General features: G+C 34.9%; 18 protein-coding genes. 7 read left to right on the forward strand and 11 right to left on the reverse strand.

What is annotated here, in order from left to right; all coding sequences use genetic code 11:
* Positions 1 to 28: 28 nt before the first annotated feature.
* From ACKPCA_RS06265 to ACKPCA_RS06310, 10 genes are all read right to left on the reverse strand, one after another.
* Positions 29 to 1,108: a glycosyltransferase family 4 protein gene (locus ACKPCA_RS06265; protein WP_321281959.1), complete on the reverse strand. Its 1,080-nt coding sequence runs from the start codon at positions 1,106 to 1,108 to the stop codon at positions 29 to 31.
* Positions 1,109 to 1,129: 21 nt separating this feature from the next.
* Entirely contained in the window at positions 1,130 to 2,236 is a 1,107-nt protein-coding gene (locus ACKPCA_RS06270) for a glycosyltransferase family 4 protein (protein WP_321281960.1), read from the reverse strand.
* 49 nt (positions 2,237 to 2,285) lie between these two features.
* Positions 2,286 to 3,605 (reverse strand): lipopolysaccharide biosynthesis protein, encoded by a 1,320-nt coding sequence (locus ACKPCA_RS06275; RefSeq protein ID WP_321281962.1) that lies wholly within the window; start codon positions 3,603 to 3,605, stop codon positions 2,286 to 2,288.
* A 35-nt stretch (positions 3,606 to 3,640) separates the two neighbouring features.
* On the reverse strand, positions 3,641 to 4,903 hold the full coding sequence (locus ACKPCA_RS06280; protein ID WP_321281964.1) for a nucleotide sugar dehydrogenase: 1,263 nt from the start codon (positions 4,901 to 4,903) through the stop codon (positions 3,641 to 3,643).
* A gap of 42 nt (positions 4,904 to 4,945) precedes the next feature.
* Positions 4,946 to 6,037 (reverse strand): Gfo/Idh/MocA family protein, encoded by a 1,092-nt coding sequence (locus ACKPCA_RS06285; RefSeq protein WP_321281966.1) that lies wholly within the window; start codon positions 6,035 to 6,037, stop codon positions 4,946 to 4,948.
* Positions 6,038 to 6,049: 12 nt separating this feature from the next.
* Positions 6,050 to 6,640: an acyltransferase gene (locus ACKPCA_RS06290; protein WP_321281967.1), complete on the reverse strand. Its 591-nt coding sequence runs from the start codon at positions 6,638 to 6,640 to the stop codon at positions 6,050 to 6,052.
* Positions 6,604 to 7,830 (reverse strand): DegT/DnrJ/EryC1/StrS family aminotransferase, encoded by a 1,227-nt coding sequence (locus tag ACKPCA_RS06295; RefSeq protein ID WP_321281969.1) that lies wholly within the window; start codon positions 7,828 to 7,830, stop codon positions 6,604 to 6,606. Before ACKPCA_RS06295 ends, ACKPCA_RS06290 begins: the two co-directional genes overlap by 37 nt.
* A 494-nt stretch (positions 7,831 to 8,324) precedes the next feature.
* Positions 8,325 to 9,542: a sulfatase-like hydrolase/transferase gene (locus tag ACKPCA_RS06300; protein ID WP_321281971.1), complete on the reverse strand. Its 1,218-nt coding sequence runs from the start codon at positions 9,540 to 9,542 to the stop codon at positions 8,325 to 8,327.
* A gap of 238 nt (positions 9,543 to 9,780) precedes the next feature.
* Positions 9,781 to 10,977 (reverse strand): right-handed parallel beta-helix repeat-containing protein, encoded by a 1,197-nt coding sequence (locus ACKPCA_RS06305; protein ID WP_321281973.1) that lies wholly within the window; start codon positions 10,975 to 10,977, stop codon positions 9,781 to 9,783.
* A gap of 151 nt (positions 10,978 to 11,128) precedes the next feature.
* Positions 11,129 to 11,296 carry a hypothetical protein gene (locus ACKPCA_RS06310; RefSeq protein WP_321281975.1) on the reverse strand — a complete coding sequence of 56 codons (168 nt, stop codon included), beginning with the start codon at positions 11,294 to 11,296 and terminating at the stop codon, positions 11,129 to 11,131.
* A gap of 373 nt (positions 11,297 to 11,669) precedes the next feature.
* On the opposite strand from ACKPCA_RS06310, the gene ACKPCA_RS06315 reads away from it, so the two are divergent.
* The 5 genes from ACKPCA_RS06315 to ACKPCA_RS06335 all read left to right on the forward strand — a co-directional run bounded on the left by ACKPCA_RS06315 (position 11,670) and on the right by ACKPCA_RS06335 (position 19,345).
* Positions 11,670 to 12,185 carry a GbsR/MarR family transcriptional regulator gene (locus ACKPCA_RS06315; protein WP_054721354.1) on the forward strand — a complete coding sequence of 172 codons (516 nt, stop codon included), beginning with the start codon at positions 11,670 to 11,672 and terminating at the stop codon, positions 12,183 to 12,185.
* Positions 12,186 to 12,351: 166 nt separating this feature from the next.
* A complete protein-coding gene (locus ACKPCA_RS06320; protein WP_321281977.1) occupies positions 12,352 to 13,509 on the forward strand; it encodes an efflux RND transporter periplasmic adaptor subunit in 1,158 nt (385 codons plus the stop codon).
* A gap of 35 nt (positions 13,510 to 13,544) precedes the next feature.
* Entirely contained in the window at positions 13,545 to 16,715 is a 3,171-nt protein-coding gene (locus tag ACKPCA_RS06325) for an efflux RND transporter permease subunit (protein ID WP_321281979.1), read from the forward strand.
* Between the two features lie 14 nt (positions 16,716 to 16,729).
* Entirely contained in the window at positions 16,730 to 18,151 is a 1,422-nt protein-coding gene (locus ACKPCA_RS06330; protein ID WP_321281981.1) for a TolC family protein, read from the forward strand.
* Between the two features lie 213 nt (positions 18,152 to 18,364).
* Positions 18,365 to 19,345: a Gfo/Idh/MocA family protein gene (locus tag ACKPCA_RS06335; protein WP_321281983.1), complete on the forward strand. Its 981-nt coding sequence runs from the start codon at positions 18,365 to 18,367 to the stop codon at positions 19,343 to 19,345.
* 418 nt (positions 19,346 to 19,763) lie between these two features.
* Here ACKPCA_RS06335 and pepF read toward each other — a convergent pair whose 3' ends face one another.
* A complete protein-coding gene (gene pepF / locus ACKPCA_RS06340) occupies positions 19,764 to 21,671 on the reverse strand; it encodes an oligoendopeptidase F (protein ID WP_321281985.1) in 1,908 nt (635 codons plus the stop codon).
* A gap of 289 nt (positions 21,672 to 21,960) precedes the next feature.
* Between pepF and ACKPCA_RS06345 the strand changes: the two genes are divergently transcribed.
* Complete coding sequence (locus ACKPCA_RS06345; RefSeq protein WP_054721345.1) at positions 21,961 to 22,224, forward strand: cysteine-rich small domain-containing protein; 264 nt, start codon at positions 21,961 to 21,963, stop codon at positions 22,222 to 22,224.
* Positions 22,225 to 22,301: 77 nt separating this feature from the next.
* Positions 22,302 to 23,165, forward strand: a complete 864-nt coding sequence (locus ACKPCA_RS06350) for a helix-turn-helix domain-containing protein (protein WP_321281986.1) — start codon at positions 22,302 to 22,304, stop codon at positions 23,163 to 23,165.
* The last annotated feature ends 91 nt before the right edge of the window (positions 23,166 to 23,256 follow it).

Below are 23,256 nucleotides of genomic sequence, written 5' to 3' on the forward strand. Positions count from 1 at the left end.
AATCCAGTATAAATAATGAATATAGAGCCTAAACATCGGATACAAGTGCGTTTAAATAGGGTTTTAAATTTTTATTCACGATTTTATTCCAGGTGTAATTGTCTAATGAATTTACAATTGAATCATGATTATAGTTTGATCTATTCTGATAATATTTTTCCAGAGCATCACAGAATGAATCGGATGTATCCTGGCATAAAATACCATTATCTTCATTTATTAAATTGGAATTTTCGTAAGTAGCTGTGCCAATGCAAACCATTCCGGCCAGAATATATTCAAAAGTTTTTGTTGGTGGCTGAAAATTAAAATATGGTGTAATTGGGATATAACATACACCTATATTTGACTCCCTGTAATAGTCCAGAATTTCATCGAAGTTTTTACGACCATGAAATTTTACAATCTCAGAAAGATTTAAGTTTTGAATTGTTTTGCGAAGCAACTCTTCTTCTTGAATTGATCCAAATCCAAATATATTGTAAAAACATTCGATCTTAGCGTTGTATTTCCTATAAAATTTAGAAAAGCCAATAACTGTTTCATGCAACTTCCTGTGATTTAACGTACCCACATACAATAGTTTTATAGAGTCGTATCCAGAATTACTATCCTGTAATATTTCTGCCCCTAAAGGCAAGTAATGACATTTTGAAGGATTAATAGCAAGATGTTTAATCAATCCTCTAGATATAATCGTAATGTGATCAAAGAAATAAGACTCAAATCGAAGCTGCCAATTTTGAAACCAGTTAACTAGTGGGTTTTCCTTAACAGATCCAGTTCTGAAATCTAAAATCACAGTTTTATTTCCTGACAACAATTTAACCAGGAAGCAAAACTTAAAACTATAAGTGAAAATGATATGATAATCAGAATGAATTACTTCTTTTATAACATACTTCAGCCATCTAAAATATCTCAAAAATCGATTTCCCTTAAGAGGCACATACTTTATTCGAACACCGGGAAGAACTTTCTTTTTTAATCCCTCATCAAAACAAAGAAATGTAATCGAAAAATCCTGTGTTAAATATTTACAGTAATAGTAATAATCGGTAAGGTACCCAAATTGCCCAGGAGAAATAAGTAACAATTTCTTTTTCATTGGAAAAAATTAATGGGAATTTTAAAATGTTTTTTCATACAATTCTTCGTAAGCCGAAACCATTTTCTCTTGTGAAAAATACTCTGCAATTATCCTTCTTCCCTCCTTACCTAATTCTTTCATTTGCTTTTTATCACCTGCCAGTTCAATAATACTTTCTGATATTTCCTCAATTCTATGCAAACTTGTAATTTTTGCACAATTTCCTTTTTCTGTAATTTCTTTAAAAACTGGTATATCAGAAATAACAACTGGTAATTCACAACTCATCATTTCCAATAATGCTAGCGCCAGCCCCTCGTAGGTTGATTGAAAAAGACCAATGTCAGCCTGATTTAAATATTTTACAACATTGTTGGTTACACCCAAAAACCTGACATTATCAAGAATCTGGTTTTCTTCACAATATTCTTTCAAATTTTCTTCGACCCCTGCACCTATGAAACACATTTTAAAATTTGGATATTTCTCTTTTAAAGCTGGCAACGAACGAACCATATCCCAATGGTTTTTGGCTTTTAAAAAGCGACCAACATGAACAATTACGGGGTAATGTGAACCAATACCTTGCTTGTTCCCAATCGGATTAAAATAATTCAAATCGACACCATTGTTAATTTTTATCGGATTCAAAATCTTTAGTTTTTGCAGAATCATTTTCCGAACTTCTTCACTCACACAAACCAACTTAAATTTTAAAAGCTTATAAGTCCATTTCTCCACATTCCTATCAATTCTTGAAAACCAATAAGACGATTTATAATGTCCACCAGAAGTATGAATCGTTGCAATTCTGTTTTTAATACCTAAACCAATAATTGTCAGCAGCATATATGTTCCAACTCCCCATAAATGAGAGTGAATGGTATAGGGATTGATGCTCTTTACTATTTTTCTAAACTTACGAAATACCTTTGGTGAAAAAATCCAATATCTTGATTGCACTCCTAAGGATATAACTTTAACATTCTCTTGATTCTGCAACTGATTAAGCAAAGGAGCCTCATCAAAAATTGTGATGATATAAGCTTCAAATTTCTCTTTATTTATGTTGGAACTAATATTTAGACAAACATTCTCAGCTCCAGCTACACTTAGAGAATAAATTACGCTAACTACCTTTTTCATATTCAAAATATCTGAATGTTTAAATATTGAAATGCATGCTTAAAATCATTCAACTTGTACTTAATTTTGGTATAGTAATCAAATCTAATTTTTTATTACTTAGGTAAAGTTTTGAAAGTATTACCATTGATATTTGAACTAATTGAGCGATAAAAACAATCTCAAATCCAACACTACTGCTAAACAGGTATATCAAGGATAAATAAAGTAATGACAAGACTATAATTATGTAGAGAACCTGCCTGTGGTATCCCAGAAAATTGGTTACTGGATGAATTCCCATAAATACAATACCTACAAATAAGTTAAAGATGGCAAAATCGAGATAGTAGATATATTGCAGATATTCTTTGCTAAAAACCAATTCTACAATTAGTTCATCTAATAACAAGAACACGCCAAACCCCATTCCTAACAAAATGCTTAGAAAAAGAAATGACTTTAATAGGTTAGATCGAAGTTCCTTGAGTTTATTTTCAGCAATAAATTCGCTAACTATTGGTGATATGGTTATAGACAATGGACCGGAAAGCCTATTTATTAAACCAACAATCACTTTTATCATTTTAAAACATCCTGCATAACTAACACCAAAAAAGCCAGATACTATTAAGACATCTGCTTGGAAAATAATGGTGTCAAATGATGAAATAAAATTGGTATATAACGAGAAATCAAAAATATCTTTGTATTTCTCTTTAATCAGACTGATTTTCTTGTTTAAAAAGCGATGCAGAGAATCCTCTTTTAATACATTATAAAAACTGATATTTAATACGATATCATAAGTTACTTCTGCAAAAACGAAAGCAACAATTATATAGACAAATTCAAGATTCATCCAAAGAACTAGCATGACCAAAGATAACTTTACAAATCCTGCAATAACTTGTGATTTAAAGAATAAGTGATATTTATCGAGAACCCTCAAGTATCCTGTAGCAGTTCCATTTAGTTTCGTTAAAATACTAAGCAAATGAATTTGTGCACAATGCTTATAAATCTCCGGTAAATTTATGGTTTGGTAGACTAATTCCAGAAGTCCAATCCCAAAAACAAAAGCGATAATGGCTGTTATAAAATCGAGACGAAAAGAATACTTTAGCAAGGATTGTACCAACTCAGAATTGTTCTTGATCCGAGGGTAATATTTAATAATCGTTTGCCAAGTTTGAAAATTTAGTAAAGTTCCAACCGTTAATGTGTAAGATTGAATAATTCCAATAACTCCAAACTCTTCTATACTGATTTTTTTGGCAATTACAACCAATACAATAAAACCAAGAAAGGAAGCTATCGCATTTGATGAAAATAGAATTCCACTTCCCGCTAAAATCTTCCTGTATATTTTGAATTTTTCCCCGTTCAAAAAATAGCATTTATATGGTTAGCATTAGTTTGGTTTCAAAGTCTGCCATCAACCAAATCACGCGGATAAATTGCTTTAACATCATAAATCACAGCATCATGTCCATTCTTTAGTTTCTTTATATTTACATTTTTAATTTCATCGTGAGCTACTGCTGCAACCACAGCATCATATTTGTTGCCATTTAAATAAGGTATGATTTTCAAATTGTATTTTTCCCTTACTTCCAATGGGTCTGCCCAAGGATCGTAAACATCAACCTTGCAACCAAAATCCTCCAATTCTTTTATCAATCCAATTACTTTGGAATTTCTGATATCAGGACAGTTTTCTTTAAAGGTTATACCCATTACCAAAACATCTGAACCTGGAATCCTAAATCCTTTTTTCACCATCTCTTTAATCACATTAAAAGCTATAAAAGATCCCATTTCATCATTCAGCCTTCTGCCTGCCAACAATATTTGAGGATTATACCCAACCTCTAATGATTTATGTGCCAAATAATAAGGATCAACCCCAATGCAATGACCACCTACCAAGCCTGGTTTAAAAGGTAAAAAGTTCCATTTTGTAGAAGCAGCTTCCAAAACCTCATTTGTATCAATGCCCAACTTGTTAAAAATAACTGCTAACTCGTTTACAAATGCTATGTTGATATCACGTTGTGCATTTTCAATTACTTTGGCTGCTTCGGCAACCTTAATTGATGATGCTTTATAAGTTCCGGCTGTTATAATTGATTTATACAATTGATCGATGAAATCCGTGATTTTAGGTGTTGAACCAGAAATAATTTTACAAATTGTAGTAAGTGTATGAACCTTATCACCGGGATTGATTCTTTCTGGTGAATAACCGCAAAAAAAATCTTTGTTATAGATTAATCTGCTATATTTCTCTAATACCGGAACACAATCCTCCTCAGTAGCTCCAGGGTATACGGTTGATTCATAAATCACTACATCGTTCTTTTTAAGCACCTTACCGATATACTTTGAGGCTTCATACAAAGGACTTAAATCAGGATGTTTGTTTTTATTTAAAGGAGTTGGCACTGCAACAATAAATACATTGTGTCCTTTTAACTGATCAGGATCACTAGAAAATTGCAAATGAACTGATGATTTTAAGTTCTCATTAACCAGATCTTTTCTCCAATCTTTTCCCGATTTCAACTCGTTTACCCTTTTCTTATTAATATCGAAACCAAGTGTTGGAAATTTCTTTCCAAATTCAACAGCTAAGGGCAAACCAACATACCCAAGTCCTATAATAGCAATTTTAACATTCTTCATTTCCCAAATATTTAGAGTTAAAGGCAGAATTAATTAATAAGGTCAAGATATCTTGCGTTTAATTTCTTCCGCATTAAATTGCTTAACCCAACCATTTTTACGTTTAATACTTGTCAAATCGCGCAACTGATAAATTCGTTCAATAATATCAACAACCTTAAGGCCTTCGAGTGCATTAGTTGCAATCACTGCTTTATTTTGAAGCTTGTTAACAACATTTGCGATTACATAATGGTGGTTTTGAGCAGATCCTTTGTAAGCTCCATAATCAATTGGTGGATTAGATGGTTTTAATTCTGGCATTTCATAACTTTCAATATCACAATAAACTACTTCATTCATATATTGACCTGCCACCTTTACAGTTCCTTTATCGCCGATTATAATTATCGAACTTTCCAAATTTTTATTATACACGGCAGTGGAATAATTTAAGCAGCCAATTCCTCCATTCACAAATTCAAAACTCACTACTCCTGAATCCTCAAAATCCGTTAATTCTTCATGCTTAAAATCTTTAAATATTCCCTTTACATTTTTGATATCACCGAATAACCAATACATGATATCTATAAAGTGAGAGAACTGAGTAAACAAAGTACCTCCATCCTCATGCTGTGTTCCTCTCCATGAATTGGGTTGATAATATCTTTCATCTCTGTTCCAAAAACATGACATTTGAACCATATGGATTTTCCCTAACAGTTCTCGATTAATGATTTCTTTTAGCCACATTGCGGGAGGAGAATAACGATTTTGTTTCACAACAAAAATATGTCTTGAAACTTCAAGTGATTTGTATAGCATTTTCTCAGCTTCGGACTTACTTAAAGCCATAGGTTTTTCACAAACTACATGAAATCCCATATTTAGTGCTTCAATCGTAATTTCTGCATGCAATCCATTAGGAACACAAATATTTAGCACATCCATCTCTTTATGTTGACGCAGCATTTTTCCATAATCCCGATAAAATGGAATTCCGGGGATAAATAGTTCCAGCTCTTCCAAAGGCAATAAGTCACAACAAGCAACTATTTCAGCATCTCTGTTACACCGAATCATTTCCAGATGTCGTTTTCCTATATGCCCCAAACCAACAATCCCAAACTTAATCTTTCTCTTTGTTTCCATCATCATAGATCTTTAATCAACCGCACCATTCTTCTTACAAACTGCCTGGTTTTGAATTAGATATTCATCACCCGTTTCTTTACAAATTGCAACGCCACTGTCATTAAAATATAACCTGTGCCCAAATTCACTTACCCATCCAATTTGCTTCGATGGATTTCCAACAACCAAGGCATAATCTTTTACTGGTTTTGTAACAACAGCACCAGCTCCAACAAAAGCATATTTACCAATTTCATTTCCACATAATATGGTAGCATTTGCACCAATGCTTGCCCCTTTTCGAACCATAGTTTCTTTATATTCGTCTTTTCGTATCACTGCTGATCTGGGGTTGATTACGTTGGTGAAAACCATTGAAGGACCAAGAAAAACATCATCTTCACAAATCACACCGGTATAAATTGACACATTGTTTTGGACTTTTACATTTCTCCCTAAAACAACACCTGTTGAAACCAACACATTTTGTCCAAGATTACAATTTGCACCAATTGTACATCCACTCATGATATGACAAAAGTGCCAGATTTTTGTTCCCACACCAATGCTGCAGTTATCATCTATTACAGCTGATTCGTGCGCAAAATAGTCTGTTTCCATCGTGAATCTCTTTTTGTAGCAGTAACCATAGACAACATTTTATCCATAATTTCCTCAATTGAGTCTGTAATATATTTCAACTCAATTCTATTCATTTCAGTATGAATAGGAAGAGACAATACCCTTTCACTCAATTTCTCTGACATTGGTATACTGCCTTTAGGATATTGATCAGAATAATATGCTTTCTGAAGGTGATTAGGAACAGGATAATATATCATGGTAGGAATTCCTCGGTTTTTCAATTCCAACTGCAAGCAATTTCTTACATTGTTAATATTGAACCTGTCACTTAAATCTATTTTTAAGGTAAACTGATTGTAAACATGTGTCGAATTTCTCGAACAAATTGGAGTTGATATTCCTCTTACACCCTTCAGTTTATGACGATAAAATTGGGCCACCGCTTTTCTTTTCTCGGTGAATTCATTCAAGTGTTGTAGCTTAACTCTTAAAATAGCCGCCTGTATATTATCCAATCTTGAATTACAACCTATTATATCATGATAATATTTTTGTTTCTGGCCATGATTAGCCATCATTTTAATGCGAGCAGCCAATTCATCATCGTTCGTGAATAAGGCTCCCCCATCTCCATAACACCCCAGGTTTTTGGATGGAAAAAATGAGGTGGTTCCAATATCTCCTATCGTTCCTGCCTTAACTGATCTTTTGTCAGAGAAAAAATAGTCAGCACCAATTGCCTGAGCAGTATCTTCCACTATTCTTAAGTTGTATCTATTGGCAATTAGGAGGATCTCTTCCATTTCGGCGCATTGTCCAAATAAATGTACAGGAATAATTAATTTTGTTTTGGGATTTATTTGTCTTCGCAGATCATGCAAATCAATAGTAAAAGTGTGTGGGTTTACATCCACAAATACAGGTTTAAACCCAAGTAGGGAAATTACTTCAACTGTTGCTGCATAGGTAAATGATGGAACAATTATCTCGGAATCTGCTGGTAATTCAAGAGCCATAATGGCCAATTGCAATGCATCAGTCCCATTTGCACAAGGAATCACATGCTTAACTCCAATCCAGGTAGCCAATTCTTCTGCAAAACTTTCAACGTCCAGGCCATTTATAAACTTCCCAGATTGCAGTACACTATTTATCGCAGGATCAATCTCATTTCGTAATCTGTCGTACTGCCCTTTCAGGTCAACCATCAGAATTTGTCTTTTCATCTGTATCTATATTTGTAAAATTTTGAGCACAGTATTGCAACACCATATCACAGATTGGTGAACTAAAGATTAAATTTCAGGAAGTTTTAAGGGAGATGAAAGGGTTTTCTCTATTTGAGGAAAATTTGGGCAATACTTCGTTTCCTCAGTCCCATTTAATTGTAAAATAGGATGAATTTGCTTCTTTCTAGAAAGAAACTTAAAATAGTATTATTGAAATTGTTATTAACATTCATGGTAAAGTAATAATTCTAATTTTTGAGGAATGAAAATCTCAATTTCAATACTCAGTGATCCAGATTTTCTTGCGTTCTGAATTTCATAAGTAATACAATTTCCTACCATTTTAAATAAAAGTCAAGATTGAGTTATTATATTTCATTTTTTTAGAAGAAACTTTTATAAATCATCAGATTAGCTACATAAAATACACATATAGCTCCATAAGAAAACTTAAACAAATACAAGTTTTTCCAGAGAAATCGATGTTCTATTTATCTTTGGTATTTTGAAATATGTGGATTTGAGTTTGAAATTCCTTTTAGTTTGGATAGAATTTTTTTATTCTTGATTTTATTAATGAAGTATTTTCTTTTAAAGTTGATCTTATATAATAACTCTTCGAAAAAACTACCTTCTTTCCAAATTTCATCTTTCTTTGCTCTTAATTCCTTATAGATACTTGGAATAATACTCCATTTATTGTAAAAATAGATTTCATCCAGCCAGTATATTTTACCGCGGCCTTTTTCTTCAACTTGCTTTTGAAGAAGGTTAACATTTTCCTGGATATCAAATTCCAAATCATAAAGCTCTTCTGACTTTGTTCTTTTGTTGTAGATATACTTAAAGTTGTTTTTAATTACAGCCAACTTTCGGTTTTCTTGCAAATAATATTGAGTATCAATAAATATACATTCTTGCTTTGAAATCTTATTATCCAGAATAATTTCCATTAATTGAGTATGACCTGTTGGAAAATCTATGGTATTCATACCATCAATTCTGGGCGTTATTAAAGGTATATGTACTCCCTCTTCATACAGATGAAATCCGTAAACCGGTACGCCTTTAGACATGTTCATATGCCCATGATCTGATGTAATGTAAATAGAATCATCATTATAATATTTACGCATTTCACCAACAAAAAAATCAAACATATCAATATCAGAATCATAACATGATGCACCAAATAAAACATGAGGAAAATGAATCCACAAAAAGGCTTTCTCCTCTTTTACTTTTAGAACCTCCTCTACAATTCGATTAACAGTATCTTTAACAGTTTTATCTTTTTTACTTACTTTTTTAATAGGTTCTGCTCCAACTCTTTGTTCTATATCCAAATTATGAAAGCAGGTTTTATCTCCATAAATTTTAGTGTAGGGAATTACATTCCGAGACCAACTTTCTCCCCAAAAAATATGACAAGCATATCCACGATCTTCTAATATTCTAAACAAGGAGTCTCCTTTATAATGTTCTACTTCAGTAAATTTTTTACGGTCCATATCGTGGCAATATTTACCTGTAAACATTGAAGAATAGGACATTGCAGAAGTGGCTGCTGCAGTATAGTGTCTTCGGAAAACGGTTCCCTTTTCTGCTAACTCATCAATATTGCTGGTTTTCCATATTTGGCCGCCATAACAACCTAAAGCTGCTGTTCTTAGTGTATCTTTAGAAATGAGAAGAATTTTTTCCTTCATAAGAGAACCTGTTTATAATAATATCACATCACCACAAGGAGAATTAATCAAGGCAACCGATATGTAAGTTGGTTTATCATTACAATTACAAGTATTACCTCTATACAAGTTCAGAACAAATTCTTTATAAAGCAAATATCAATTTGAAAGTGCTACTTATTAACAAATGAAAGTAATGTAGAAAAAAAGAGGCTATATCAATACTGAAATAGCCTCTTTATTATATTTTCAGATTTTCTTATTTGTATTCGTAAGCACCAGCATCTAAACCTGATGAATTCCTTCTGTTGTTTTCCTTATCAAATTCCGGAAATTCATTAATTCCTGTCGCAAAATTCAATGCCTCAGCATTTGATTTCAAATGAAAATTTCTCGCATCAAAATCAATAAAACCGATGTCTTTACTACTATATAAGTTTTGCATTTCTGAAAATGGATTAGAACTGGAAGAGTCAATATAAGTATCATCCCCATCTGTTCTAATTAGGATATTTCCGTAAGATACCAATTCACTAGATAGCGATTTCCATGAGTTTGCATAAACAACAGGTTTATTATCTGATAACATAGTATTAAAACGAACCGTTATATTACCTAAGGGAGAATCTTCATTCGATAAATAAAGAGTAATTGCATTCTCATAATTATCAAATATTACATTGTTCTCTATTAGTAAGGTACCATTAAATGCAGGATGATCGCTAGAGAAAGCTATACCACTAGCTCGTCCATTATATATTTTATTTTTTGAGATTGTACCATACGATCGCACACTGATACCTAACCCTTTACCATCTAATGACCCACAATTATATATTGTATTATCTTCTATAAGGAAATTTTTACCACATAAATATATTCCATGGGGAGTATGTCCTTCTACATCTACAAAAGCAACATCGTGTATTTTATTATTGATACACTTTGTATTAGTATGACCTTCACCGGCAAATATTCCTATACCTGCAACATCGTAAATTTCATTTCCTTCAATCGTAATATTATTTGAATTTTGACCTGCTTGCAGGAATATGGCATGTGAATTTAAATTTCTGAAGATACAATCACGTATTATAAGCTCATCCACAGTTTTAATAACAAGTGCAATATCATCAATATTTTCGAAGGTACAGTTCTTTATTAGCAAACTATCATTTTCATGACCATCTATAATCAAAGTTTCATTAAACACTTTATTTTCAATTGTAGTTCTGTTACCATCTTTTGAAGTATCATCACTACTATTACCTTCTTCGGTGTTACCTTCTTCACTGGTATTATCTCCAGTACTATCATCGCCATTATTCACATCTTCATTTGTATCAACCTCCTCTGTTGGATTTTGATCTTCTACAAACTCGTCATCACAACTTGCAAAAGAACACCACATACTCAATATCATTATAATCGCAATCACTTTTCTCTCTACTCTCATGAAAATTGTTATTAAGATAGTTTATTTTTTTATTTAAATTTTTCACAATACAATCCTTTTCCAAACGATTAGTTTAGATCACAATTCAAAAATATTAGCTCCAATATCCTATTGATTAGAGCATAAATTTTGTTGTATTGTACCAAATTATTTATGCTGGTTTAGATTTTGCCCAAATGTGTGGAATGTTAAAAAACAAATCAATTTGAGATTGATAAGCACCATTATTGTTGCTTCTTTTTTCGGGTATCTTTTTGTTTGGGAAACAAGTTTTAAAGAATTCAATAAATGATAATTCCCTCTTCTTTATTTTTGTCATTTGTATTTTATTAGACGTTATTCAACTTCACGATTCATTTAGAGATTTCTGTGCCAAAAAAATGACACACATACATTCATTACTCAACACCATTTTTAACGAACACAATATCTGAATGTTACAAAAGTTTAAGAGTTCTTAATCAGTCTATTTACAAATAGGCTGATTTTCAAAGCTGTAGAAAAGCTCCACAAATCGTGGATTCATTCCTCTTTTCTTAATCTATTGTTATTCAAGCACAAATATAAACTCTGATATTTTAGAACAATGGGAATGCTACCTGATTTTTATCATTTTTGCATTAATTAACATTTTTTAGTTCGGATTGTTCCGAACTAATGCTACATTTGCACTGTCTTAAAAATTAACAAGGATGAAGAACCAAGTCGATTTAGAAAAAAGGAAGAAAATATTAGTAGAAAGCTACGGACTGTTTATGGAAAAGCAAGAAAAAATGGCTCCTATAGCAGCACGAATCTTTGCGACACTCCTTATAAACAAGGAAAACGGTTCTACTTTTGACGAATTGGTCAATTTCATTGGAGCTAGTAAAAGTACAGTTTCTACAAATTTGAAAACACTTCAGAAAAATGAAATTATCACCTATCACACAAAGCCTGGTGATAGAAAAAAATATTTCACCTTAAACCCTGTTGGTTTCTTGACCAGAATTAATGAGAGCATTAAAATGTATAGAACCGAACAGAAATTATTAATTCAAGTTAGAGAGTACAAGAAACTGGCAAATGAGGTGTCAAATGATAAAAAGTACACCATCGATCATGATATGCCTTATTTAGATTTTTTAACAAACACAATCAGCCTTTTGGAACAACTTCACAAAAACATTGAAGCCAAATGTTCACTTTTCGATCATTTTTCTAAATAAATTTTGACATTATAAATTCATAAAACTTTTCATCCTTACAGTTCGTCTGTATCCGAACCTACAGAACTAAATATTAGTTAAACATTCAGATTTACCAAAAAATATTAAAAATCAACATCCCTAAAGTTCGTTTCAGTCCGAACTTTTAGAACTAAAAGAATATCACATGAGAAAAAACTATTTATTCGCTGGTATAATAATCCTCCTACTAGGATTTACATCATGCAAAAAAGGAAATCAAGCTCAAGCCGGACATGGCCCGATGCCTTTTCCTGTTCAAACTGTTGAAAAGTCCAATGTCACTACATATAATGAATATGCAGCCAATATTGAGGGGATACAAAACATCGAAATCAGACCAAAAGTAGATGGATTCATTGATGAAATTTATATTGACGAAGGTGATCAGGTAACAAAAGGGCAATTACTTTTTAAACTTAGCGCAGAAACCTTAAGCCAACAGGTTAAAGCTGCAAAGGCAAATATTAAAGTGGCCGAAGCTCAAGTCTTTTCGGCACAGGTGGAAGTTGACAAAATTACACCGCTGGTTGAAAAAAACATTATCAGTTCCATTCAGCTTAAAACTGCAAAAAGCAATTTGAATGCTGCAAAGGCACAGCTAGCTGCTGCAAAAGCTCAGTATCAAAATGCCAAAGAAAATCTGGATTATACAATGATCAAAAGTCCAGTTGATGGCATTATTGGAAGCTTGCCATACAAAGTTGGAAGTTTGGTTGGACGTACCGAAGCTAAACCTTTGACTACAGTTTCAAACATTAAAAATGTATATGCCTATTTCACACTGAATGAAAAACAATTATTACAATTTAATCGCCAATTAAATGGTAATACTGCAAATGAAAAAATCAAGAAAATGCCAGAAGTTGAGCTTGTATTAGCCGATGGTTCATTGTACGATTTCAAAGGGAAAATTGAAACAATTAACGGAATGGTAAATCCTAGAACAGGAAGTATCAGCTACAGAGCCATCTTCCCTAACCCTAATAATCTTCTTAGAAGTGGTATTAGTGGAAAAGTGAAAATGCCATCCAACATGAATGACATTGTTTTGCTTCCTCAAAAAGCAACTTACGAATTACAAGGAAAAAAATTCGTTTACCTGGTAGGGAAAGAAAACAAAGTAGAATCAAAGGAGGTAATAATAGCCAATACTATTGACAATCATTTTGTTGTGAAAGCTGGAGTAAACCCTGGTGAGCAATATGTTATTGATGGCTTGATAAAACTTCGTGATGGTATGCAGATCATCCCTCAAAAGGGACAATCGCAAGCAGATGGTAATGTTGCCTTTTCTCAAAAGTAAGCAGTTCTTTCAGTTTTAAAAATTAAACAAAAATCATGCTAAGAAGATTTATTGAACGGCCGGTTTTATCGACCGTAATATCCATACTTATCCTAATTTTAGGGGTATTGGGACTTACATCTCTGCCAAGGGAACAGTTCCCGGAAATTGCACCTCCTACAGTGCAAATCTCTGCAACCTACCCTGGAGCAAATGCGGAAACATTGCTAAAAAGTGTTGTTGTACCTATTGAAGAAGCAGTGAATGGTGTTGAGAACATGACCTACATGTCTTCCACCTCAAGTAATGACGGAACAGCAACCATTAGTGTATACTTTGAATTGGGAACCAACCCTGACATTGCAGCTGTAAACGTCCAAAATCGTGTAGCAACTGTAACCAGTAAACTGCCTCAGCAGGTGATTCAATCCGGGGTAACCACCAAAAAGGTTCAAACTAGTGTGTTGATGTTCATGTCTCTGTACTCAGAGAATGATGATTTTGATGCCACCTTTATTGAAAACTATGCTCGTATCAACCTAATCCCAATGGTTAAAAGGATTAATGGAGTTGGTGATGCCAATGTTTTTGGTTCACGAGATTACTCCATGAGAATCTGGTTGAAACCTGAAAAAATGGCTGCCTTTGGCTTAACACCTCAGGATGTAGTAGCTGCTTTAAACGAGCAAAATCTGGAAGCTGCTCCCGGTAAATTTGGAGAAAACTCAAGCCAATCATTTGAATATGTAATTCGCTATAAGGGGAAACTTTCTACTCAAGAAGAGTATGAAAACATTATTCTTCGCTCTGAAGGGAACAGTGACTTTCTAAGGCTAAAAGATGTTGCAAAAATTGAACTTGGTGCATTTAGCTATGCAACAAAGAACATTACGAATGGAAATCCATCTGTTGCCATTGCAGTATATCAAACCTCAGGCTCCAATGCTCAGGAAATTATCAAGGAAGTAGAACGTACCTTGGAAAAAGCAAGTGTCGATTTTCCTAAGGGAATCGGTTATGTGATTCCTTTTAACACCAACGACTTTCTTGAGGCTTCTATTTCAAAGGTAATTTCAACATTAATTGAAGCATTCCTTTTGGTTTTCCTAGTGGTATTCCTTTTCCTACAGGACTTTAGATCAACATTGATTCCAGCAATTGCTGTTCCTGTGGCGATTGTCGGTACCTTCTTTTTCCTGAATCTGTTTGGATTCTCGATTAACATGTTGACTTTATTTGCCCTGGTATTGGCCATTGGTATTGTGGTTGATGATGCCATTGTGGTTGTGGAAGCGGTTCATGCCAAATTGGACAATGGAGCAAAAAGTGCCAAGAATGCTACGGTATCTGCCATGAGTGAAATCACTGGTGCGATTATCTCAATCACCCTTGTGATGTCTGCAGTGTTTATTCCGGTTTCCTTCTTGAAAGGACCAACAGGTGCATTCTATCAACAGTTTGCAATCACCTTAGCGGTAGCCATTGTCATTTCAGCAATCAACGCATTAACATTGAGTCCTGCCCTTTGTGCCTTGCTATTGAAACCTCATAATCCAAGTGAAGATCACAAAAAAGGATTGATGAATAGATTCTATACATCTTTCAATACAGGATTTGATGCAATCACCGAAAGGTATACCAAGTCAGTGAAGTTTCTTATCAATAGAAAATGGTTAGCTGGAGCAATACTGATTGCCTTTACTTTATTGGCAGGATGGTTTTTTAAAACCACTCCTACAGGCTTTATTCCAAATGAAGACCAGGGGATCATCTTTTGTGATATTACTTTGCCTCCGGGAAGTACTCTTGACAGAACTGCTGAAGTAGCAGGAAAGGTGGAAAGCATCATTGAGGAAATTGATGTTGTGCAGGAACGTATGTTCGTGATTGGATTTAGTTTGATGAGTGGTTCAAAAGGTGGATCGAAAGCATTTGCTGTTATCAAGCTTAAAGATTGGCACGAGCGAAAAGAAGATCACCAAAAAGTAAATGCCATTATCGGACAATTGTTTGGTCGTACTGCAGGAATCAATGAGGCTAGAATTTTGTTCTTCGCTCCTCCTACCGTTCGTGGTTTTGGTAACTCTGATGGTTTCGAAATGAGGCTGCAAGATAAATCGAATGGCTCATTTGACGACTTAATGGCAAAAAGCGGACAATTTCTGGGCGCATTAAATCAACGACCAGAAATTAAATATGCCATTACTTCTTTCAACACTGGTTTCCCTCAGTACGAAATGGAAGTAAATGTTGAGAAAGTAAAAGAAGCTGGTATTTCTCTTAACGGACTGTTTTCAACCCTTCAGGGATATTACGGAAGCTGGTATGCAGCCGATTTTAACCGCTTTGGTAAGCAATATCGTGTGATGATTCAAGCTTCGCCTGAAGATAGAGAAACCATTGAATCGATGAACCACGTATTTGTTCGTAATACGAATAATGAACTGGTATCGGTAAGCCAATTCGTGAATATGAAAAAGGTAAATGGTCCTGATGTAGTTAACCGATTCAATTTGTTTAACTCAGCAACCATTAATGGTAATGTAAACCCAGGCTATAGTACTGGTGATGCAATTCAAGCCATTCGCGAGGTGGCTGAACAAACTCTTCCTTCAACGTATGGATATGAATTCTCAGGAATGACCCGCGAGGAAGAAAAAGCAGGTAACCAGGCAGTAGTTGTTTTTATATTGAGTTTGATTTTTGTCTATTTCCTTCTTGCTGCGCAGTACGAAAGTTATATTCTTCCATTCTCAATTCTATTGTCACTCCCTATCGGGATTTTTGGAGCCATATTCTTTGTAAAGCTTATTGGTTTGGAGAACAACATTTATTTCCAGGTTGCCTTAATCATGTTGATTGGTCTGCTAGCGAAGAATGCCATTCTGATTGTAGAGTTTGCTCTTCAGCGTCGCAGACATGGAATGGAACTATTGCAAGCTGCTGCGGAAGGTGCAAAAGCACGTTTGCGTCCGATCCTGATGACATCCTTTGCCTTTATTCTTGGTTTGATGCCATTGATGCTTGCAAGTGGTGCCGGAGCAGTGGGGAACCGTTCCATTGGTACAGGAGCCGTTGGTGGTATGTTGATAGGAACTGTATTTGGAGTATTTGTAATTCCTGCCTTCTTTGTGATTTTCCAAATTATTCAAGAGAAAATTAGCGGAACTCCAAAAGTTGAGGAAACAGAAGAGATTAAAGTTGAAGAACTGGCTAAGGTTCAATAATTAGAGTACGATCAATGAGAACAAAGAAAATTATATATGGAATGGTATTTTTAGCTTTTGCTACAACAAGCCTCCAATCTTGCTTTGTAGCTAGAAAATACCAACAACCTGATATCGAAATTCAGGATCAATACAGAAATGTATCAACAACTGATTCGGCCACATTAGCCAACATGCCCTGGGAGGAATTATTTACAGATGCCAAGCTCAACAACTTGGTTCGTGAGGCACTAAATTCCAATCTTGATCTTCTGATGGCAGTGGAGAGAGTTAATGCTGCTGAAGCCTATTACAAGCAAGGGAAAATGGGCTATCTCCCATCCTTGAACTTGGGTGCTAATGGTGGAAAATACGAAATGTCAGACAATAGCATGTCTGGCGTTTCAGCTGGAGGCAATGGTCCCAGCTATGAAAACTACCAGCTAAACGGTACCATTTCATGGGAAGCAGACATCTGGGGAAAGATCAGAAGCAACAAAAGAGCATCTCAGGCGGCTTACTTGCAGTCTGAGGCTTCAAGAAGAGCTGTTGAAAGTGCATTGGTTGCCAACATGGCTTCCGCTTACTATCAACTGGTAGCACTTGATGCACAAGTTGAAGTAGCTACCAAAACGGTTACCAACCGCAAAGAGAGTCTGGAAACCATGATGAGCCTGAAAGAGGCCGGACAGGTTACCGAAGCTGCTGTAAAGCAAACCGAGGCACAATTGTACAGTACTCAAATTTTATTGCTAGATCTGAAACAAAACGTATCGCTATTGGAAAATACCATCTCCATTCTTCTGGGAAGAACTGTAGGTGATATCGATAGAGGTAAGCTGGCAGAACAGGAAATCAACATCCAGCTGGAAACTGGCTTCCCGGTTCAATTGCTTAGCAACCGTCCGGATGTAATGGCTGCAGAATTTGGTTTAAAAAATGCTTTTGAATTAACCAATGTTGCGAAAAGCAATTTTTACCCAAGCATTAGCGTGAGCGCTTCAGCCGGATTTGAAAGTTTAAAATTTGAAGACTGGTTCAGTTCTTCTTCCATTTTCAGTAATGTAATTGGAAACTTGACTCAACCGCTTTTCAACAAAAGAAATATCAGAACCCAGTATGAGGTGGCAAAGGCAAAACAAGCCGAGGCAAAATACAACTTCAAGAAAGCTTTATTAACTGCCAGCAAAGAGGTATCGGATGCCTTGTACAGCTACCAAACAGAACAGGAAAGATATGAAATCAGAAAGCAGGAATTGCAAGCTTTAACCGATGCGGTGAGTTACTCTGAGGAACTCCTAAACAGCGGATATGCCAATACAACTTATCTGGAAGTATTAACAGCACGAAGCAATGCTCTTTCTTCTGAGATTAACATGATCAATTCAAAATTCAACCAGTTAAACTCCGTGGTTGAGCTTTATAAAGCTTTAGGCGGAGGCTGGAAACAAAAATAAAGTGGGATGAAGTGACCAGATCAATAGTGGGTATAAAGATTGTTGGTGGTTCTTCAATCAAAATGATCTGGTCACACTTTTATCGTATTTTACCTTTCATTTAGCATATCAATTACAGCATCGGTTCATTTTGAATTGATGCTGTTTTATTATAAGGTCTTCAACTTTTAAAATCCAAAAAACATTTATCTTCGTGACATAAAAAAGCAAGATATGTCAGATAAAATCATACGTTGGGGAATTATTGGTTGTGGAAAAGTAACTGAAATCAAAAGCGGACCAGCTTATCAGAAAACTCCAGGATTTGAACTTTTAGCCGTAATGCGTCGTGATGAAAACTTATTGCGCAGTTATGCACAAAGACATAACATCTCAAAATACAACACAAATGTCGACGAAATAATTCATGACAGTGATATTGATGCAATTTATATTGCCACTCCTCCCGACTCTCACAAAGAATATGCTTTAAAGGTTGCTGAAGCCGGAAAAATTTGCTGCATCGAAAAACCAATGGCTCCATCCTACTCCGACTGTATTGAAATTACAAGTGCTTTCGAAGAAAAGAATTTACCTCTTTTTGTAGCTTATTACCGACGTTCTCTTCCACGATTTAATAAAGTAAAACAACTGATCAACAACAATTCTATTGGTGAAATAAGACACATTAGCTGGCATTTGAGTAAAGCACCAAACCCATTGGATTTATCAGGAGAATACAATTGGCGCACCGATAAGCAAATTGCTCCCGGAGGATATTTCGACGACTTGGCTAGTCATGGCTTAGATCTGTTCACTTTCTTGCTTGGTGATATTGAAAACGCATCTGGAATCGCAACAAATCAACAAGAACTCTACCCTGCCAAAGATGCCGTCGCAGCTTGTTGGATACACCAGAATGGAATAACCGGAACCGGAAGCTGGAATTTTGGATGTAACACCCGAGAAGATAAGGTGGAAATATATGGAAGTAAAGGAAAAATGACATTTTCAGTTTTCGATGAACTATCTATCCAACTAGAAAATGAAAACGGTATTCGAGAAGAATTCATCGAGAATCCTGAAAACATACAACTATATCATGTTCAAAACATGAGAGAACACTTGCTTGGAAAGCTTAATCATCCATCTACAGGAAAATCAGCCAGTCATACTGCCTGGGTAATGGACAAGATTTTAGGTCGCATACTGTAATAGATCGATTTTCTTTGCACTTTAATCATTTGATTTATAACGTTCCGGACAAGCGGCAACTCTTACCGGACAGGAGGAAGTGCTTCCCTACCAAGTCGAAGTCGAACCCGTTCCCGGACACAGAGAAATGCTTTCCCGGACAGGATGTTTGGCTTCCCGGACATTGGGGTAAGACTTCCCGGACAGGAATGTGATATTGCCGAGTGGTCAGTAAGGACTTACAGGTGGTAGGGAACAAATAAAACAATAAAAGGAAAACTAGAGTGGTAATGATAGTTTTACGGTAAGCTATACCGATTATGACATCTAAATAATCAAACAACAAAGCTTAGCCCACTCGCTTGCTTTTCTCATAAATAACCAGGCACAAAAAAAGCAGCTCATATGAGCTGCTTTCTTTATTCTAGATGACAATTAATTAGCTTTTCTTCACTTTTTCAAGCTCTGCAGCCAATTGATCAACCAATTCATCTAATTGATTAATAACTGCCATAATAGTTTCTGGTTTCGACAAATCAACACCAGCTTTTTTCAATTGCTCCATTGGGAAATCATTACCTCCTGATTTCAATAGGGTAATATATCTTTCCAAAGCAGCTTGTCTATCCTTCTTGTTACCTTCCATTACATCCTTGTACAATTTAGCCGATGAAGCAAAACAAGTTGCATACTGGTATACATAGAATGGTGAATTGTAGAAGTGAGGAATTCTTGTCCAAGGGTAGTTTGAATACTTTGTTTTTTCAGTTGCATCACCATAATACTCATTGGCAATACCTCCCCAAACATTAGTCAACACATCAGCATTTACTGGTTTTCCTTGCTCAACCATTGAGTGAACCTGATATTCGTAATCAGCAAACATGGTTTGTGCATAGAAAGTACCAATAATACCTTCAATAGCCTGAGTTAACAAAGCAATTCTTTCGTTTGGATCTTTGGTATTTTGCATCATGTGATCCAACAACAAACGCTCGTTAAAAGTAGATGCAACCTCTGCTACAAAAATTGTATAACCATGAGTAGCAAATGGCTGATTTTCGTTAGAAAGAGTTGTATGCATTGTATGTCCCAGTTCATGTGCTAAAGTAAACACATAATCCAAGGTTCCATCGTAATTCAATAGCATGTATGGGTGAACACCGTATACTCCTGCTGAAAAAGCACCAGAACGCTTTCCAGGATTCTCATAAACATCCAACCAACCACTTTCAGTGGCTTTTTTCAGTTTAGCCTGATACTCTTTACCCAAAGGAAGCACTGATTCTGTTACCACTTTAACCGCATCTTCATAAGGATAATTCTTACTATAATCTGTCAAGCTAATAGAACCATCAAAACCATAATATTTTTCAAGACCAAGAACTTTCTTTCTCAATTCGATATACTTGCGCATTGGAGCAGTGTTTTCCTTCACTGTCTTTATCAGGTTCAAGTAAACATCCTTAGGAATGTTATTTCCTTCCAATCTTGCATCTAAGCATGATTCATATTTTTTAGCACGAGCACCTGCCCAGTTTGCCTGTACGATACCATTATAAATAGCAGCATATGTATTCTTGTTTTTGTAATACACATCGTACAATGCTTCGTAAGCTTTTTTACGATCTTCCTGGTTTAGGTTGTTGGTAACAATTTGTGAGTAAACACCTGGAGTAACTTTTACCTTTTTACCATCAGACAATTCCACTTCCTGGAATTCGATATCAGCCGTAGAAATCGCTTTAAATACACTACCAGCAGTACCAGTTACCTGTGAGTAATATGATAGCAATTGCTCCATTTCTTCGCTAAGAACATGCTTTTGTAAGCGATACATGTCCATTAAATCGAATTTATGATCTTTCAAAGCAGGATTAGAAGCAACCCACTCTTTCATTGTTACTTCTGGAATTTGGATCATTTCAGGAGAAATCCAAGCAGTAGCCACTCCAAATTGAGCGAATAGCAATTGAACCTGCTGAAGCTTAGCCATTAGCTCCATATTTCTTTGATCAACTGTACTTTGGAAAGAAACGAATTGGTACACTTTGTAAGCCTTCTTCATTAAATCTTCCTGAATCTTCAGCATTTCTGCTAGGTTTTCAGAACTTTCTCCCAGCTTGCCCTTAAAGCCTTGAATTTTTTCCATATCCACGGAAATAGCTTTAAAATCGGCTTCCCAAGCTTCCCAATTTTCGTAGATATCAGAGAAATTCCATTTGTATTTCGCTGGAATTTCTTCTCGCGTTTTATAATTTACCTGTGCTGTAGCTTGCCACACAGTACATGAAATAAGAAGAGCTAAAGTAAAAATTCTTCCTATACTCCTTAGTTTAGTGTTCATTTTTTAAAAGTTATTAATAGTTAATTTTTTCCCATTAAGGCAAATATATGGCGATATTACCTGATTTTATGTCTGGATAACATGCAATCTTATAAATTTTAGATCATTGAAGATATTCTCCGATAAGCAATGCATTTAGCCGGATGTAATAATATTTTGGGCTTTATAAATATGTCTTTGCTATAAAAGCCCTATATACATTTTAGATATGCTATTAAACTTATCTAATAAAGTAAAACTCTAAAACAAAAATCTTAATATTGTCAACAGTAAAATAACACAACATATTATGTCAGAAAATTACAAGTTCGTTCAGAATACAAAATGTGAATATTTCCCATGCCATAAAGTTAAAAACGAAGCAGATTTTAACTGCTTATTCTGCTTTTGCCCATTGTACATGTTGGGTGACAAATGTGGTGGAAACTTTACCTATACCGATAATGGCATTAAAAACTGTAGCGAATGCACCTTGCCGCACTCAAAGAATGGCTATGATCATGTAATGAGTAAAATGGGTCTGGTTATGGAAAAGGGGAAAAAGCAAGATTAGAAAAATCCAATAACAAAAGAGTCCGTTAAATTGACTCTTTTGTTATTTTTAGGATTCAAATCAAAACAGGAATCCTAATGAGTGAAGCCAATATACCCAGATATAATTTCAACAATAGAAGTACCAAATTGGGCTTAGAAATAATTCCTTTGCAAAGAATATTAGAACATTCCCAAAAGAATAATCACAAAGCACATCGACTAAACTTCTATCAGATATTAGTCTTTACCAAAGGAAGGGGGGCACATGAAGTAGATTTTGAGGAGATTGCTTATTCCGAAAACACAGTGATTCCAATTGCAATGGGACAAGTCCAGCGTTTCTCTGCCAACGAACAAACCGAAGGATTTGCTGTGGTGTTTACTCCTGATTTCATCATCAAAGGAGGAGCCGATTATCAGTATCTTTACGACTACACCATTTTTACCCATTCATTAAAACCCATCAGCAATTTTGCCAATAAGGAAGTATATGCGCTCTTAGATGAAATGATTGCAGAGCAAAGCAAAGATTTACAATTTGACACAGCTGAATATCAACGCAATCTTCTTAAAAATTTCTTAATTCAAATCGAAAGAAACAAGCGCGAAAGAGTAGATATTATATGTAATGACTCTTTTGCCATATATATAAAGTTCAAAAAAATTGTTGAAGAAAAAGTATCCTATAAACTGCGAGTAAGTGACATTTGCGATGAACTAAAAGTTACTCCAAAGCAACTAAATGCTGCCATTAAATTATATGTAAGCACTAATACCAAGCAATTTATAGAAGATAGATTGGTACTGGAAATTAAACGTTTATTGGGCTATACTGCCCTTTCCATAAAAGAAATAGCATACAAAATTGGTTTCGAAGATCCTACCAACTTTACCAAGTACTTTAAATCAAGAGTAAACATGCTTCCTTCTGAATATCAAAAAACAACATTAAAACAGTAAATTCTGATTTTACCATTCAAGTGAACTTTTTTACCTTTCACATGCCTTCTTGCTCCTATACATTTGCAGTATAAGATTAACAAACAAATAT

Origin of the sequence: Marinifilum fragile, from assembly GCF_963677365.1 — a bacterium.
Classification (GTDB): domain Bacteria; phylum Bacteroidota; class Bacteroidia; order Bacteroidales; family Marinifilaceae; genus Marinifilum; species Marinifilum fragile.

Coding starts and splice junctions, on each gene's coding strand:
- ACKPCA_RS06280 (WP_321281964.1), bottom strand. CDS start 4,903: ATGAAGAATGTTAAAATTGCTATTATAGGACTTGGGTATGTTGGTTTG.
- ACKPCA_RS06285 (WP_321281966.1), bottom strand. CDS start 6,037: ATGGAAACAAAGAGAAAGATTAAGTTTGGGATTGTTGGTTTGGGGCAT.
- ACKPCA_RS06335 (WP_321281983.1), top strand. CDS start 18,365: ATGTCAGATAAAATCATACGTTGGGGAATTATTGGTTGTGGAAAAGTA.
- ACKPCA_RS06310 (WP_321281975.1), bottom strand. CDS start 11,296: ATGACAAAAATAAAGAAGAGGGAATTATCATTTATTGAATTCTTTAAA.
- ACKPCA_RS06330 (WP_321281981.1), top strand. CDS start 16,730: ATGAGAACAAAGAAAATTATATATGGAATGGTATTTTTAGCTTTTGCT.
- ACKPCA_RS06315 (WP_054721354.1), top strand. CDS start 11,670: ATGAAGAACCAAGTCGATTTAGAAAAAAGGAAGAAAATATTAGTAGAA.
- ACKPCA_RS06290 (WP_321281967.1), bottom strand. CDS start 6,640: ATGGAAACAGACTATTTTGCGCACGAATCAGCTGTAATAGATGATAAC.
- ACKPCA_RS06265 (WP_321281959.1), bottom strand. CDS start 1,108: ATGAAAAAGAAATTGTTACTTATTTCTCCTGGGCAATTTGGGTACCTT.
- ACKPCA_RS06295 (WP_321281969.1), bottom strand. CDS start 7,830: ATGAAAAGACAAATTCTGATGGTTGACCTGAAAGGGCAGTACGACAGA.
- ACKPCA_RS06300 (WP_321281971.1), bottom strand. CDS start 9,542: ATGAAGGAAAAAATTCTTCTCATTTCTAAAGATACACTAAGAACAGCA.
- ACKPCA_RS06305 (WP_321281973.1), bottom strand. CDS start 10,977: ATGAGAGTAGAGAGAAAAGTGATTGCGATTATAATGATATTGAGTATG.
- ACKPCA_RS06350 (WP_321281986.1), top strand. CDS start 22,302: ATGAGTGAAGCCAATATACCCAGATATAATTTCAACAATAGAAGTACC.
- ACKPCA_RS06345 (WP_054721345.1), top strand. CDS start 21,961: ATGTCAGAAAATTACAAGTTCGTTCAGAATACAAAATGTGAATATTTC.
- ACKPCA_RS06270 (WP_321281960.1), bottom strand. CDS start 2,236: ATGAAAAAGGTAGTTAGCGTAATTTATTCTCTAAGTGTAGCTGGAGCT.
- ACKPCA_RS06325 (WP_321281979.1), top strand. CDS start 13,545: ATGCTAAGAAGATTTATTGAACGGCCGGTTTTATCGACCGTAATATCC.
- pepF (WP_321281985.1), bottom strand. CDS start 21,671: ATGAACACTAAACTAAGGAGTATAGGAAGAATTTTTACTTTAGCTCTT.
- ACKPCA_RS06320 (WP_321281977.1), top strand. CDS start 12,352: ATGAGAAAAAACTATTTATTCGCTGGTATAATAATCCTCCTACTAGGA.